Source organism: Metabacillus idriensis (genome assembly GCF_009674765.1).
In the GTDB taxonomy this organism is placed as follows: domain Bacteria; phylum Bacillota; class Bacilli; order Bacillales; family Bacillaceae; genus Bacillus_P; species Bacillus_P idriensis.
This window is the reverse complement of the sequence record NZ_WKKF01000001.1, coordinates 1,402,100-1,417,645: the sequence shown is the minus strand read 5'-3', so window position 1 is coordinate 1,417,645 and position 15,546 is coordinate 1,402,100. Positions and strand designations below refer to the sequence as shown.

The 15,546-nt window shown below is 41.4% G+C and carries 13 protein-coding genes; all 13 read right to left on the bottom strand.

What is annotated here, in order from left to right:
* Nucleotides 1-248 precede the first annotated feature (248 nt).
* Nucleotides 249-518: a 30S ribosomal protein S15 gene (rpsO, locus tag GJU41_RS06995; RefSeq protein WP_070877293.1), complete on the bottom strand. Its 270-nt coding sequence runs from the start codon at nucleotides 516-518 to the stop codon at nucleotides 249-251.
* Nucleotides 519-642: 124 nt separating this feature from the next.
* Nucleotides 643-1,593: a bifunctional riboflavin kinase/FAD synthetase gene (gene ribF, locus GJU41_RS06990; RefSeq protein ID WP_070877292.1), complete on the bottom strand. Its 951-nt coding sequence runs from the start codon at nucleotides 1,591-1,593 to the stop codon at nucleotides 643-645.
* A 41-nt stretch (nucleotides 1,594-1,634) separates the two neighbouring features.
* On the bottom strand, nucleotides 1,635-2,549 hold the full coding sequence (gene truB / locus GJU41_RS06985) for a tRNA pseudouridine(55) synthase TruB (RefSeq protein ID WP_070877291.1): 915 nt from the start codon (nucleotides 2,547-2,549) through the stop codon (nucleotides 1,635-1,637).
* A 75-nt stretch (nucleotides 2,550-2,624) separates the two neighbouring features.
* Nucleotides 2,625-2,981: a 30S ribosome-binding factor RbfA gene (rbfA, locus tag GJU41_RS06980; protein WP_070877290.1), complete on the bottom strand. Its 357-nt coding sequence runs from the start codon at nucleotides 2,979-2,981 to the stop codon at nucleotides 2,625-2,627.
* Between the two features lie 15 nt (nucleotides 2,982-2,996).
* On the bottom strand, nucleotides 2,997-3,275 hold the full coding sequence (locus GJU41_RS06975; RefSeq protein ID WP_070877289.1) for a DUF503 domain-containing protein: 279 nt from the start codon (nucleotides 3,273-3,275) through the stop codon (nucleotides 2,997-2,999).
* A complete protein-coding gene (gene infB / locus GJU41_RS06970; RefSeq protein ID WP_154318206.1) occupies nucleotides 3,272-5,461 on the bottom strand; it encodes a translation initiation factor IF-2 in 2,190 nt (729 codons plus the stop codon). The genes GJU41_RS06975 and infB overlap by 4 nt, the downstream gene beginning before the upstream one ends.
* A gap of 19 nt (nucleotides 5,462-5,480) precedes the next feature.
* On the bottom strand, nucleotides 5,481-5,783 hold the full coding sequence (locus GJU41_RS06965) for a YlxQ family RNA-binding protein (RefSeq protein WP_070877287.1): 303 nt from the start codon (nucleotides 5,781-5,783) through the stop codon (nucleotides 5,481-5,483).
* A gap of 4 nt (nucleotides 5,784-5,787) precedes the next feature.
* The gene (gene rnpM / locus GJU41_RS06960; RefSeq protein WP_170292734.1) at nucleotides 5,788-6,063 is read right to left on the bottom strand and encodes an RNase P modulator RnpM; all 276 of its coding nucleotides are present in this window, start codon (nucleotides 6,061-6,063) and stop codon (nucleotides 5,788-5,790) included.
* A gap of 13 nt (nucleotides 6,064-6,076) precedes the next feature.
* Nucleotides 6,077-7,210, bottom strand: coding sequence for a transcription termination factor NusA (gene nusA / locus GJU41_RS06955; protein ID WP_154318205.1), 1,134 nt, complete (start codon nucleotides 7,208-7,210; stop codon nucleotides 6,077-6,079).
* A 36-nt stretch (nucleotides 7,211-7,246) separates the two neighbouring features.
* Nucleotides 7,247-7,720 (bottom strand): ribosome maturation factor RimP, encoded by a 474-nt coding sequence (gene rimP, locus GJU41_RS06950; protein WP_070877284.1) that lies wholly within the window; start codon nucleotides 7,718-7,720, stop codon nucleotides 7,247-7,249.
* 320 nt (nucleotides 7,721-8,040) lie between these two features.
* Nucleotides 8,041-12,342 carry a PolC-type DNA polymerase III gene (locus GJU41_RS06945; RefSeq protein ID WP_154318204.1) on the bottom strand — a complete coding sequence of 1,434 codons (4,302 nt, stop codon included), beginning with the start codon at nucleotides 12,340-12,342 and terminating at the stop codon, nucleotides 8,041-8,043.
* Between the two features lie 125 nt (nucleotides 12,343-12,467).
* On the bottom strand, nucleotides 12,468-14,171 hold the full coding sequence (locus GJU41_RS06940) for a proline--tRNA ligase (protein ID WP_070877282.1): 1,704 nt from the start codon (nucleotides 14,169-14,171) through the stop codon (nucleotides 12,468-12,470).
* A gap of 105 nt (nucleotides 14,172-14,276) precedes the next feature.
* Entirely contained in the window at nucleotides 14,277-15,539 is a 1,263-nt protein-coding gene (gene rseP, locus GJU41_RS06935; protein ID WP_070877281.1) for an RIP metalloprotease RseP, read from the bottom strand.
* Nucleotides 15,540-15,546 lie beyond the last annotated feature (7 nt).

Sequence of the window (15,546 nt, the reverse complement as noted above, 5' to 3'; positions counted from 1 at the left end):
CGTCATATAAGTCACAACATACAATTATGTATTATTATGAACCATTTAAATTCAACATATCAATGTTATTCCGGTATGTAAATAGATCGCGTGAAAATCTTATTGTTTATTCGTATAGAATATTTAAATTTCCGCATTCATGCAAGCTCCAGCGCCTGGATCCCCGATCTGAAATGATCAGGTCAAAACGCTCCTGCTTTCTTATTTTAATACACTAAAAAAGCGGGAATTCTCCCGCTTTTCAAAGATTATCGGCGTAAACCAAGCTTGTTGATTAGATCGCGATAACGAGTTACGTCATTATTGCGCAGGTACGTCAAAAGATTACGGCGTTTACCTACCATTTTCAAAAGACCGCGACGTGAATGGTGGTCTTTCTTGTGAACACGTAAATGTCCATTAAGATTGTTAATATCCTCAGTTAGGATAGCGATTTGAACTTCTGGAGAACCAGTGTCCGTATCATGCGTTCTATACTCAGTGATAATTTCATTCTTACGTTCTTGAGTGATTGCCATCCTATTCACCTCCTTCATTTAAAAACCCCAATTACCGAGCAAACGTTGGTGAATCGTTTTGCCAAGCAATGGTTATAAAAGTTACAAGTATTAGAATACTATTTTTCGTGGAATAAGGCAAGTGTTAATCTTGCAGATCTTGAAAAAATTGCTCAGCGGAAGCTTTGTCTTTTCCGATCTGCTGGATCAGTTCGTCAATGGAACCGAATTTTTGCTCGCTTCTAATCCGTTTATACCAGAATATAGAAACATTCTTTCCATATATAGATTTATTAAACTCAAAAATATGGACTTCTATGCTTGGTTTTAGTTTTTTTTCATCGTAAAAGGTAGGTTTGTAGCCAATGTTGCATACTCCATTGTAAATCTCATCGCCAATTTGAAATCTGACGGCATATACCCCTGTAGGGGGGATGATATATGCCCCGTCAAGCTCTATATTAGCCGTTGGAAACCCGATTGTTCTTCCGCGCTTATCTCCGTGTATCACAGTTCCGTTTACCTTGTGAGGCCTGTTCAGAAGGCGTGATGCATACTCCACATCCCCGTTTCTCAGTACCTCCCTGATCAAAGTTGAACTGATTTTCCGGTCATGATCTGTCTGCTTGCTGATTGTCGTTTGTTCAAAAGCGCTTCTTGAATGAAACGGCAAGGTTTCCATCGTTCCTTTGCCAAGTCTTCCATAGGAATAATCAAAGCCTGCAATCACATGCTTTACATTCAGGCGGATAATATATTGGTCTACAAATTCCTGGGGAAGCAATGCTGCAAATTCTTCGGAAAATTGAACGATAAAAAGATAATCAATTTCAAGCTTCGCAACTAAATCAATTTTGTCCTGGAGGGTTGTAATCGCTTCGACGTGCTGAATATTTTTTCTTAAAACGACCGAAGGATGAGGATCAAACGTCATAACTGCACTTTTTAATCCTTTTTCTTCTGCTGTTTTTTTGGCTGTCAATATAACTTCCTGATGCCCACGATGAACGCCGTCAAAATAGCCAAGCGCCATTGCCAGCTGGGGCATTTCTATGTCGTTTAAAGAGTGCGGATGCGTTAGTTTGATCGTTTTCACTCGTGTTTCACCTTTTCTGTATCAGCTTTCTTCCCGCCAGGTCAGATGACAAGGACTTTGGAAGGTTTAAGGAAGTGGGGTTTTTCAGGGTGCTGCTTATATATCGCAAGGCAAGTTCCCTGTTCATCATATACGGCAATAGAATCTTCAGCCGCATACTGTTCAAAACCAGGCGGAACCTCAAGCACAGCACCATTTTTCACTTTCTTTGCTAATGTATCATTTATGGACAATTTGGGCAAATGATTTAAAGCTGTACTGATCGGGATGAGTTCATCCTGCAGTCTGCCCTCTTCTGCCATTTCCTCGATGTCTTCAAAGGTGTGGCATTGATCAATTAAAAACGGTCCTGAAGCTGTTCTGATTAAATGCGACATATGGGCAGGAAAGCCTAATTTTTCGCCGATCATCACAGCAAGTGTTCTTACATATGTACCCTTGGAACATTGAACTTTAAAACGGAAAGAAACGGTATCTTCATTGCTTACTATGTCAGATAAAAGGGTCATTTCGTGAATCGTGATTTTTCTGGATGGCCGCTCAATTGTCTGCCCTGCTCTTGCATATTCGTACAGTTTTTTCCCGCCTATTTTCACCGCTGAATACATCGGAGGCACCTGATCGATCTCACCTGTAAGAGACTTCAGCGCTTCTAGAACATCTTCCTTAGTAATAACCGATTCCACTTTCTTCTTTTCAACAACTTCACCGGAGGAGTCCTCTGTCGTTGTTGAGAAGCCAAGGGTAACTTCTGCTTCATATGTTTTTGATGCTGCCGTTAAATATTCAACAATCTTAGTTGCTCGTCCAAGGCAGACAGGAAGAACTCCTGTGACATCTGGGTCGAGCGTTCCGGTATGACCGACTTTTTTTGTCCTGGCAATTCGTCTCATTTTAGCAACACAGTCATGTGATGTCATTCCGGCAGGCTTATTTATTAATAAAACACCTTCCATTGCACGCTTTCCGCCCTTCTTCATCCAGTAAGATTACATAAACGAAAAGGATAGACTGATGTCTATCCTCTCCCGTTAATCTTCCTGCTTGTTTTCTTGATTAATTTCATGGATCAATGTTTCGATCCGGTTTCCATAATCAACGGATTCATCAAATTCAAAAAGGATTTCAGGTGTTTTTCTCAGCCTTATGCGCTGGCCGATTTCAGAACGGATAAAGCCTTTTGCTTTTGCAAGGCCTTTTAAAGTGTTTTCTCTCTTTTCTTCATCTCCAAGAACTGAAATGTAGACTTTTGCAATTTGCAGATCTCCTGACACTCTTACATCTGTAACAGTAACAAATCCAATCCGGGGATCTTTAATTTTCCGGCTGATAATCTCGCCTAATTCTTTTTTCATTTGTTCGCCGACTCTGTTCGCTCGTAAACTCATGCTATCACCTCACTGTTAAAGCCAATCAAACGAGGTTACAGTGCGTTCAATCTCCGGAAAAGAATCAATCATAGCCAGAGCTTTGTTTAATTCTTTTTCTGTTTGAACTTTATTTGATGTGATGGCGACGATGCCAATCTTGGTTCTCTGCCATGTGTCCTGAAAATCAATTTCTGAAACAGAGACATTGTGCCTCTGCTTCAGTCTCATCAAAATGCGCTGTAAAACAGCCCGTTTGTCCTTCAATGATTGTGCATCATAAATCATGCACTCACATTCTGCATATCCAATCACTTGCGCTCAATTTCTTCCATGACGTATGCTTCGATGATATCTCCTTCTTTGATATCATTGAAGTTTTTAATCGTAATCCCGCACTCATAGTTTTGAGCAACTTCTTTTACATCATCTTTAAAACGTTTCAGAACGTCCACTTCACCTTCGAAGACAACGACTCCGTCGCGAATAACACGGATGCTGCTGTCGCGGGTGATCTTCCCGTCTGTTACATACGAACCGGCAATTGTACCGATTTTAGATACTTTAATTGTTTGACGGACTTCAACTTGACCAATGACTTTTTCTTCAAATTCAGGGTCAAGCATTCCCTTCATTGCTGCTTCAATTTCTTCAATTACTTTGTAGATGATGCGGTGGAGACGAATGTCTACTTTTTCTGCATCAGCCGTTCTCTTAGCATTCCCATCAGGACGCACGTTAAATCCGATGACAATCGCGTTTGAAGCAGAAGCTAAAATAATGTCAGATTCCGTGATTGCTCCAACGCCTGTAAGGATGATTTTCACTTTAACGCCTTCTACATCAATTTTTTGAAGAGAAGCAGCCAAAGCTTCAGCAGATCCTTGAACATCTGCTTTGACGATCAGGTTGATGTCTTTGATATCGCCTTGTTTAATTTGTTCAAACAGATCATCAAGGCTTAATTTCGCGCCTTCTTTACGCTGTTCATCAAGCTGCTTGCTCGCACGCGCTTCTCCAACCTGGCGGGCTTTTTTCTCATCAGTGAAGACCATGAACTGATCTCCTGCCTGCGGTACATCGTTAAGACCTGTAATCTCAACAGGAGTTGAAGGTCCTACTTCTTTCACACGGCGTCCAAGGTCATTGACCATTGCACGGACACGTCCGAATGTATTACCCACTACGATTGAGTCACCTACACGAAGTGTACCATTTTGAACAAGAAGTGTTGCAACTGAACCGCGGCCTTTATCAAGCTGAGCTTCAATAACCGTTCCTGTTGCAGCACGGTTTGGATTTGCTTTCCATTCTTCTACTTCACTAACAAGAAGGATCATTTCAAGCAATTCATCGATTCCGTCGCCTGATAAAGCTGAAAGCGGAACAAAGATTGTGTCCCCGCCCCATGCTTCAGATACTAGACCGTATTCAGTCAGTTCCTGCATTACGCGGTCAGGGTTTGCCGATTCTTTATCCATTTTGTTTACAGCTACAATGATTGGAACCTCAGCCGCTTTAGCATGGCTGATTGCTTCCACTGTTTGAGGCATAACGCCGTCATCAGCTGCTACGACAAGGATTGTAATATCTGTTACTTGAGCACCGCGGGCACGCATTGTTGTAAACGCAGCATGTCCGGGAGTATCAAGGAATGTAATTTTTTTGTTGTTTACAACAACCTGATAGGCACCGATATGCTGAGTGATTCCGCCAGCCTCGCCTGCTGTTACTTTTGTATTTCGGATTGAGTCCAGTAAAGTTGTTTTACCATGGTCAACGTGACCCATAATTGTAACAACCGGAGGACGGATTTGAAGCTGATCTTCTTGATCCTCTGTTGCATAGCCTTCAAATTCAGTTACGTCAAATACGATAACTTCTTCAACTTCCACACCATACTCGCCTGCAATCAATTCGATTGAATCTTTATCAAGATCCTGATTAATTGTTGCCATGACGCCAAGCATAAATAATTTTTTAATGATCTCAGAAGGCTCTTTATGAAGCTTTCCTGCCAATTCTCCTACTGTAAGGCTGCCTGTAAAAGTAATTTTGCTTGGCATTTCCTTTTTAGGCTGAACAGGTGCTGCTCCCTGAGGTCTGCGCTGATTATTATTGCTGTTGTTTTTCTTGTTGCCGAAATTTTTCTTGTTATTATTGTTGCGGTTATTGTTGTTATTATTTGATTTTCCCTGCTGGCTAAAAGGCTTGCTGCCGCCTTTTGCTGCTGGTTTAGTTGGATTAGCCGGTTTTGTGTTGTTAGTATTCTCTTGTTTTTGCATAGGCGTTTTGTGATCTTCCCTTTGTTTGACAGAAATGGATTTAGTTGTTTCTTTCTTATCTGCCTTGTATTTTCCGTCCAGTTTGACAATTATATGATCGTCAATTGTTGACATGTGGTTGCTGACTTCAACATTCATACTCTGCAAGGCTGTAATAACATCCTTGCTTGATATGTTTTGTTTTTTTGCATATTCGTAAACTCTCATTTTCGTCATATGGTCACCCCCAAGAAATTTAATCGAGCAAGGTTTTCATTTTTGCAGCAAAGCCTGCATCAACTAATGCCACAACTACTCGAGCATCCTTTCCAATCGCCTGACCTAACAGGTACCGATCCGGGACCGAGACAACCGGAATGTTGTAAAAACTGCATTTATCATGAACCTTTTTAGCAGTATTTTCTGATGCATCTTTTGAGAGCAGAACAAGTTTTGCACGTGATTGTCTAACTTCTTTAATGACAAGTTCTTCTCCTGAAACAATCTTTCTTGCCCGATTTGCTAAGCCCAATAAGGACATCCATTGATGCTTTACCATACCATTAATGTTTCTCCTTCTCAGCTAGCTGAAGCAATTCTTCGTAGATGGCATCTTCAATTTTTACTTGCAGGTGATTAGCCAGTACATTCTTCTTTTTAGCTTGTAAAATACAGTCTTTATCAAGTGAGAGGTAAGCTCCGCGTCCGTTCTTCTTGCCTGAAGGATCAACGGAAACTTCACCTTCTTTTGAACGCACAATACGAACAAGTTCTTTTTTCGGCTTCATTTCCCCAGTTGCCACGCATTTGCGCAGCGGGACTTTTCTTTGATTGTTCACATTGCCTCACCTCTTACTTGTCTAATTCATCTTGATTGAAAGAAAAAAGCGGCTCATCTTCATCGCTTTCGTCAAGCGGAACATTCGCTCCTGCACGAGGATAAATGCCCATTTGCAATGCGTCTGTCTCGCTCTTAATATCAATCTTCCAGTTTGTCAATTTTGCAGCCAAACGTGCATTTTGGCCTCTTTTGCCGATAGCAAGCGATAATTGATAATCAGGAACTACCACTGTTGTCGCTTTATCATCTTCGTTCACATTAACATCAAGAACTTTAGATGGACTTAAAGCATTAGCAACAAACAGAACAGGATCGTTTGACCATTTAACAATGTCAATCTTTTCGCCTTTTAATTCATTTACAATTGCCTGAACACGCTGGCCTTTAGGACCTACACATGACCCGACTGGATCAACCTCAGGATTGTCTGAGTGCACAGAAATTTTCGAACGGTCGCCAGCTTCGCGTGCCACAGATTTAATTTCTACCGTTCCGTCATAAATTTCAGGAACCTCAATTTCAAATAATCGTTTTAATAAGCCAGGATGAGTGCGTGAAACGAAAATTTGAGGTCCTTTTGTTGTTTTTTCAACCTTTGTAATAAATACTTTAATGCGGTCATGAGGCTTGTATTTCTCATTTGGCATCTGTTCACTTACAGGAAGCAGCGCCTCGATTTTGCCAAGGCTCACATAAATAAATTTAGAATCAATTCTTTGGACAATGCCAGTCATGATATCTTCTTCGCGATCTACAAATTCAGAGTAGATCACGCCGCGTTCTGCCTCGCGCACACGCTGCGTTACAACCTGCTTGGCTGTCTGAGCTGCAATGCGGCCGAAGTCTTTAGGCGTAACTTCCATTTCAAGAACATCATTTACTTGATAGCTTGGATTTACGCTTTGAGCTTCTTCAACAGAAACTTCAAGTCTTGGATCATATACTTCATCAACTACATCTTTTCTTGCAAAGACTCTCATTGTTCCTGTGTCGCGGTTTAAATCAACGCGCACATTTTGAGCCTGATTAAAATTTCGCTTATAAGCTGAGATCAAAGCAGCTTCAATGGCTTCTATGATCACTTCTTTACTGATGCCTTTTTCTTTTTCAAGAATCGTTAAGGCATCTAAAAGTTCATTACTCATTTTAACGGTTTCCCCCTTATCCATCTGACAGTTTATTTAATTGAATGTGACAGCGAGCCGGGCACTGGCGATTTTTTCGTAAGGTATTTGAATTTGTTTTTTGCGTGTTTTAATTAAGATCGTCACAATAACATGCTCACCGTCAAAAGCAGTAAGCTCTCCTTCAAATACTTTTGAGCCTTCAAAAGGCTCATATGTTTTAATATAAACATTTTTGCCGATTGATTTTGTGAAGTCAGAGTCCTTCTTAAGCGGACGCTCAGCCCCAGGCGATGAAACTTCAAGAAAATAATTTTGTTCAATTGGATCTGTTTCATCTAATTTTTCACTTAGTTTTTCGCTGACAATCGCGCAATGCTCAATGTCGATTCCATCACTTGAATCTATGAATACGCGCAAAAACCATTCTTTTCCTTCTTTTACGAACTCGACATCCACTAATTCCAATGTTAATTCATCTAAAATCGGCATAGCTAATTCTGCTACGATTTCAGTAACTTTTTTGCTCATCCCGTTCCTCCTTGTGAAATAGAAGCAAATATGACACTATTAGTTGCTGAAAAACCCTGCTTCATATTGAGCAGGGAATGTATGTACACAACACGCGATCCGAATGAAGAGACAATAAAATCTCTACTCAATACGAAAGAGTGGGTTGCCCCACTCTCTGCCTCTAACTATCGTTAGCATTTCCATAAAAAATATAACATAACCGGCCATTTATTGCAAATTAAAATCAAACTGCGTAAGGCATTTCAGGAGATATTGCAAGATTTTTCTCCTGAAAAGATTCAGTGAATATTTCCCAATTCACAGGTCTGTCAAAAAAATTAAAACAGAGACAGCTGATTTTGATCAGGAAGCGACTCGAGACAGCCTTGCTTGTCAAGATACTCAATAATTGTCTTAGACACCTTGCCGCGCTGCTGAAGGTCCTCTTTGGAGAGGAATTCTCCGTTCTGTCTTGCCTTCACGATATTTATAGCAGCATTTGTTCCGAGCCCTGGAATGGAATTAAAAGGCGGGATTAAAGAGTTCCCGTCAATCAGGAAATCCGTTGCGCTGGATCTGTACAGATCTACTTTTTGGAACGAATAGCCGCGCTCGCACATTTCAAGGGCAAGTTCAAGAACTGTCAGTAAACTTTTTTCTTTAGGAGATGCCTCAAGTCCTTTTTGATTAATCTCAACTATTTTCGCTTTAATTGGCTCCGACCCTTTTACCATCGTTTCGATGTCAAAATCATCGGCACGGACTGTGAAATAGGCAGAATAATAAAGCAGGGCATGATGCACTTTAAAATAAGCAATGCGGACAGCCATTAAAACATAGGCTGCGGCATGGGCTTTCGGAAACATGTACTTTATTTTGAGGCATGAGCTGATGTACCAGTCAGGCACCTCATTCTTTTTCATTTCTTCCACCATTTCCGGTGTAAGTCCCTTCCCTTTACGCACAGACTCCATAATTTTAAAGGCAAATGAAGGTTCAAGCCCCTGATAGATTAAATAAACCATAATATCATCACGGCACCCGATTACTTCGCTCAGCGTACAAGTATTATCGTGAATTAATTCCTGGGCATTCCCAAGCCATACGTCCGTTCCGTGGGATAGTCCGGATATTTGCACGAGCTCAGAAAATGTAGTCGGCTTTGTGTCTTCAAGCATTTGGCGGACAAAGCGTGTTCCGAATTCCGGAATTCCGAGTGTACCGGTTTTACACATAATCTGTTCTTCTGTTACGCCAAGGGATTCTGTCCCGCTGAATATTTTCATTACCTCTTTATCATCAGTCGGAATCGTTTTCGGATCAATTCCGCTAAGATCCTGAAGCATCCTGATTACTGTCGGATCGTCGTGTCCCAGAATATCAAGCTTCAGCAAATTATCATGAATGGAATGAAAGTCAAAGTGAGTTGTTTTCCATTCAGAACCTGTGGCATCAGCTGGAAACTGAATCGGTGAAAAATCATATATATCCATATAATCAGGCACAACGATGATTCCGCCCGGATGCTGACCGGTATTTCTTTTTACGCCTGTACAGCCTTGAACAAGACGGTCTACTTCTGCATTTCTGAGCATTAAGTTGTTGTCGCCCGCATAGCCTTTCACATATCCGTATGCTGTTTTCTCAGCGACTGTACCGATGGTTCCGGCGCGGAACACGTTATCTTCCCCAAAAAGGTCCTTCGTGTAATTATGCGCTCTCGGCTGATATTCTCCCGAGAAGTTCAAATCGATATCAGGTACTTTATCTCCTTTAAAACCAAGGAACGTTTCAAACGGAATATCATGTCCATCTTTATGGAATTTAGCTCCGCATTCCGGACAGTCCTTATTCGGCAGGTCAAACCCTGAACCTACTGATCCATCATTAAAGAATTCTGAATGCTTGCAGTCAGGACAAACATAATGCGGAGGCAGCGGGTTAACCTCTGTTATCTCCGTCATGGTTGCAACAAGGGATGATCCGACAGAGCCCCTTGATCCAACAAGATATCCATCGTCAAGAGATTTTTTAACAAGCTTGTGCGAAATCAGGTAGATAACAGCAAAACCATGTCCGATGATACTTTTCAGTTCTTTTTCAAGTCTTGCTTCGACGATATCCGGAAGCTGGCCGCCATAAATGCTTCTGGCCATGCTGTAGCTCATTTCACGGATTTCATCGTCTGCACCCTCAATTTTTGGTGTATAAAGGTCATCTTTAATAGGTTTAATTTCTTCAATTAAATCTGCTACACGATGCGTATTGTCAATGACAATTTCACGTGCTTTCTCTTTCCCGAGAAAACTGAAGCAATCGAGCATTTCATTCGTTGGTCTGAAATGAACGTTTGGAAGCTCGTGGCGGTTCAGCGGATTCGCACCGCCCTGAGAGTTTACTAGAATCTTGCGGTAAATTTTATCTTCCGGCTGAAGATAGTGTACGTTTCCGGTTGCAACGACAGGCTTTTCAAGCTTTTCGCCAAGATTCACCAGGTTCGTGATGATTTCTTTAAGAGCCATTTCGTCCTTGATATACTCCATCTGAATTAAGTGGCGGTATACTTCAGGAGGCTGCACCTCAATGTAGTCATAGAAAGCTGCTATATCTTCAACTTCCTCTGGAGACTTTTGCATCATGCCTTCAAACACTTCCCCGCGGTCGCAGGCTGAGCCGACAAGGATCCCTTCGCGGTGCTTTGTGAGCTGAGATCTCGGCACTCGTGCAACACGGTAGAAATAATCAATATGAGAAAGCGAAACAAGTTTAAACAAGTTCTTTAAGCCAATTTCATTTTGGGCAAGCAGAATCGCGTGATAAGGACGAGCTCTCTGATAAGCATTGCCCTGCCCCATATTATCGTTAAGCTGGTTATGGTTCTCAATTCCTTTTTCAGCAGCATCCTTCAGCATTCTGAGCAGGAGATACCCTGTCGCTTCTGCGTCAAAAATAGCACGGTGATGCTGAGTCAGCTCAATATCAAACTTTTTGGCAAGTGTATTTAATCTGTGGCTTTTCAGCTCAGGGTATAAAAATCTGCCGAGTTCAAGAGTATCGATGACAGGGTTGGCTGCTTTCCCAGTACCAAGCAGCTGTTTGTAGCCAACGTTTAAGAAGCCCATATCGAAACTTGCATTATGTGCAACCAAAATGTCGTCTCCTGCCCACTCTTTGAACCTGCTGAGCACTTCGTCTACATTTGGAGCGGTTGCCACCATATCATCTGTAATGCCGGTTAACTCTATTGTTGTCGCTGATAGACGGTGATGAGGATTTGCAAACGACTCAAAACGGTCGATGATTTCGCCGTTTCTGATTTTAACGGCTGCAAGCTCGATAATCGTATCGTATACAGCTGATAAGCCGGTTGTCTCTACGTCAAATACGACATAGGTTGCTTCAGGCAAAAAGCGATCCTGCTCGTTATAAGCAATCGGCACTCCGTCATCAACCAGGTTAATTTCAACACCGTACAGGACTTTGATGCCATTTTTCTTGCCTGCAGAATACGCTTCAGGGAACGACTGTGCAACAGCGTGATCAGTGATTGCTACAGCAGGATGCCCCCATTTACTTGCCTGTCCGACTAAAGAACTGACAGATGATACAGCATCCATTTGGCTCATTGGAGTGTGCAAGTGAAGCTCTATTCTTTTTTCATCAGATGTATCCTGACGAATTTCAGGCTTAATTTCATTAATATCATTTGCAATCATGACTAAATCTCTTACAAATGTATCATTTTGAATGCTGCCGCGAACTTTAACCCACATCCCTTTTTTCAGTGTTTGCAGAAGAACTGCGTCTTCTTTATCACGAGCAAACATTTTTACTAAAATGGAGTTTGTATAGTCCGTTACTTTAAATGTGCTTAATGTTCTTCCGCTGCGAAGCTCTCTTGTTTCGGCATCGAATACATAGCCTTGAATGGTGATGCGGCGTTCCTCATCTTCAATCGTGTTGATCTGTTTGATTTCTTCGTCATTCTTAATGGCATAGCCGATCATCAGAGGACCCTGAGGAGCCTCCTGTTCTTGATCTTTCTTATCCATTTCTGTAATGGCAAGCATCATTTTTTCTTGATCTTCAAGCTTCTTCTGCTCTTGGAACTTTTGAATTTCTTCTTTTGATATATTTACGGTCGTATCCAGCTGAATGAGCGGAAAGCCATATTGTGCAAAGCTGTCCTGAAGAACCGATGTGTATTTTTTCTTGATGGCCATTGCTTCGGTTTCATTTCTCGTTTTTACAATCAGCTTTAATCCTTGTACTTCAGGAATTTGCTCATTTAACAAGGAGAGCATTGGAGGAGAAATCCCCTGCATTTCCTGGACACAAACCGACCAATAGTCTGCAATTAAATTCTCATCAAATGTTTGATCATTAACGGTAATTTTAAATGATACATCAGCTATATGCGAAAACGCTTTTGTTAATTTCGCATAAAAAATCCGGTACACTTCAAAAGGTAGGATCCGGTCAAATGAAAATTGAAATTCCCATTTCTTTGACAGCTTATGGACCGTCAGTTTTGTGATCGCACCGTTTTTAAAATGATTAAAAACAGCATCGTCTGTTAAATCGATTTGCTGAAGCAGCAGCTGAAATCGCTCTTTTTGAGCTTTCGAAAGTTCGTCCATTCTAACCGTCCCCTCTTACAATAATCGATCCTCATAATTGAAGGTACCTCGCTCTTTGCGAGGTACCTTTAAATGTTTTATTCACTTACTAATCATAACATGAATAAAACAGAGCTTCATGTTTTTTAATTGGATAATAAATTGGAAATGGTGCCAGTTAAATCAGACAATGCAACATCCATTCCTTCACCTGATTTGCGGACCTTCACTTCAACAATTCCGTCAGCCGCCTGTTTTCCTACCACGACTCTTACTGGAATGCCGATGAGATCTGAATCTGCAAATTTAACGCCTGCACGTTCAATGCGGTCATCGTATAGGACTTCAAATCCAGCTTCTTTAAGATCTGCATATAATTTATCACTTAATTCAGCCTGAACCTCATTTTTAGCATTGGCACTAATTAGGTGAACCTGGAACGGAGCAACCGCTGCAGGCCATACAATACCCTTTTCATCGTTGTATTGCTCGACTATGGCAGCAAGTGTTCTCGAGACACCAATTCCGTAGCAGCCCATGATCATCGGCTGCGATCTGCCATTTTCATCCAGGAACGTAGCATTCATAGCTTCACTGTAGCGTGTGCCAAGTTTAAATACATGACCTACTTCAATGCCTTTTGCAAATTGAATGATGCCTTGTCCATCAGGAGATAAGTCTCCTTCTTCAATAAATCTCAAATCAGCAAATTGAGATACGTTTGCATCACGTTCAATATTCACGCCTGTGTAATGATAGTTCTCTTCGTTCGCTCCGCACACACCGTTTACGATTGCCTGAACGGCCATGTCTGCAATAATCTCCACTTCTGAGCTAACTGCAACAGGACCTACATAGCCCGGCAGTACTCCGACTGCCTGCTTTGTCTCTTCAGCCGATGCAAGCTCTACAACAGAAGCTCCATATAAGTTTTTAATTTTGATGTCATTAACCTCATGATCACCGCGCACTAAAACTAAGACGAATTTCTCATCCACTTTGAAAAGAAGAGACTTAATTATTTGATCTTTAGCTGTATTTAAGAACGCAGAAACTTCCTCAATTGTTTTTTGATCGGGTGTTTCCACCTTTTCAAGACTCTGGGCTTCTTCGCCGCTTTTTTCATATTGATTAATGACAGGAGCCATTTCAATGTTTGCAGCATACTGGGAAGTATCAGAGTATGCAATCGTATCTTCTCCTACATCTGAAAGCACCATGAATTCATGCGTATCTTTCCCGCCCATTGCACCGGAATCTGCGATGACTGCTCGGTAATTTAACCCACAGCGTGAGAAGATATTGCTGTATGCCTGGAACATTTTTTCGTAGACATCATCAAGACTTTCAAAAGATGCGTGAAAAGAATAGGCGTCTTTCATAATAAATTCACGGCCGCGAAGCAGACCGAAACGAGGACGTTTTTCATCTCTGAATTTAGATTGAATTTGAAATAGATTCAAAGGGAGTCTTTTATACGATTTTACCTCGTCTCTAACAAGAGAAGTAATAACTTCTTCATGTGTTGCGCCAAGAGCAAATTCACGGCTGTGACGGTCTTTCATTCGCATTAGTTCAGGGCCGTACGTATACCATCTGCCAGACTCCTGCCAAAGCTCTGCCTGCTGAAGTGCAGGCATTAACAGTTCGGATGACCCGGCACGATTCATTTCTTCACGCACAATTTGCTCAATTTTTTTCAGGACAATGGAAGCAAGCGGCAAGTAACTGTAAATCCCGCTTGCATTTTGCCGCATGAAGCCTGCACGCAATAAAAGCTGATGGCTTTTAATATCAGCGTCTGCAGGCACTTCTCTTAAAGTAGGAATAAATGTCATACTCTGTTTCATCTTCAAGCACCTCTATCTATTTATACATTTTAAAAGTCTGGTTTAAGAAAAAGAGAGGACGGTCTGAATAAGAATGACAACGCCCTCTCAGGTCATAGCTAAGCCTTATAAAAAGAATCTTTGAATATCATTCCATGTGACTACCAGCATCAACAGCATCAATAAGGCAAAACCGATAAAATGGACGACGCCTTCTTTTTGGCGGTCAATCGGTTTCCCTCTCAGCGCTTCTACAAGGAAAAATAATAGTCTTCCTCCGTCCAGTGCAGGAATCGGAAGCAGATTGACAATACCTAAGTTGATGCTCAGAATGGCAGCCCAGCTCATTAAATTGATGATGCCTGTTTTTGCGACCTGGTCTGTCATGTCATAAATTCCTACCGGACCTGAAAGCATATCAATCGAAAACTGACCAGTTACCAATTTTCCAAGTCCAAGCACAATTTCCTTCGTCCAATTGAATGTTTCCGTTACTCCATATTTCAAAGAGCCAACGAATGATTTTTCAACAGGGTTATAAGCTCCGATTCTGCCAATCGTTTCTTCCCCTACTTTACTCGCTTCAGGGACTACTTCCACTTCAAGGTTTTGACCGCCGCGGTTAATGGCAAAAGTCAGTTCTTGTTCTGGATTTGCCTGAATGACAGAAACGACCTGTTTCCATGAAGACATTACTTTTCCCTCAATGGATGTAATTTCGTCGCCTTCTTTAAGTCCAGATTCTACAGCTGAACCGTCCGGCGTCAGCTTACCTAAAATCGGTTCATCAATTGGAGCCCCTTGAATAAATCCAAGGGAGAATAATAGTACAAAGGCTAAAATAAAATTCATCAGCGGTCCAGCAATAATCGCCGCTGTCCGCTGTCCAAGCGTTTTCGAGCCAAACTGACGATTATAAGGGGCAATTTGAACTTCAGAACCATCAACAATGAAGAAAGATTTTTCGCTCACTTCAAAGTTTTTCAGCATTTCCTCCTCTTCGCCCTGTTCATAACCTGAAATGAACATTTTGTGTTCCAGATCAGCCTGTTCTACTTCAATGACTCTTGCACGCGGATATTTTTCCTTATTATTAAGGATGATTTTTTCAACTTTATTTTCTTTATTAAACAGCAAACCTACATTATATCCAGGCTTCACTTCTATCATTTCTGGATCTTCACCAGCCATGCGGACAAATCCGCCAAGGGGAAGGAGTCTGATGGTATAGACAGTTTCATCTTTCATGAAAGAAAAGATCTTCGGTCCAAACCCAATTGCAAATTCACGGCATAAAATACCTGCCCGTTTTGCTAAAACTAAATGTCCCAGCTCGTGAAAGAATACGAGTGCTCCAAAAATAATAACAAACGCTAAAACGGTATTCACGTTTCAT

Excerpts from the sequence above, each read along its gene's own strand:
- rpsO (WP_070877293.1), bottom strand. The coding sequence starts at position 518 with ATGGCAATCACTCAAGAACGTAAGAATGAAATTATCACTGAGTATAGA.
- infB (WP_154318206.1), bottom strand. The coding sequence starts at position 5,461 with ATGACGAAAATGAGAGTTTACGAATATGCAAAAAAACAAAACATATCA.
- truB (WP_070877291.1), bottom strand. The coding sequence starts at position 2,549 with ATGGAAGGTGTTTTATTAATAAATAAGCCTGCCGGAATGACATCACAT.
- rimP (WP_070877284.1), bottom strand. The coding sequence starts at position 7,720 with ATGAGCAAAAAAGTTACTGAAATCGTAGCAGAATTAGCTATGCCGATT.
- rbfA (WP_070877290.1), bottom strand. The coding sequence starts at position 2,981 with ATGAGTTTACGAGCGAACAGAGTCGGCGAACAAATGAAAAAAGAATTA.
- GJU41_RS06965 (WP_070877287.1), bottom strand. The coding sequence starts at position 5,783 with ATGGTAAAGCATCAATGGATGTCCTTATTGGGCTTAGCAAATCGGGCA.
- GJU41_RS06945 (WP_154318204.1), bottom strand. The coding sequence starts at position 12,342 with ATGGACGAACTTTCGAAAGCTCAAAAAGAGCGATTTCAGCTGCTGCTT.
- GJU41_RS06940 (WP_070877282.1), bottom strand. The coding sequence starts at position 14,171 with ATGAAACAGAGTATGACATTTATTCCTACTTTAAGAGAAGTGCCTGCA.
- nusA (WP_154318205.1), bottom strand. The coding sequence starts at position 7,210 with ATGAGTAATGAACTTTTAGATGCCTTAACGATTCTTGAAAAAGAAAAA.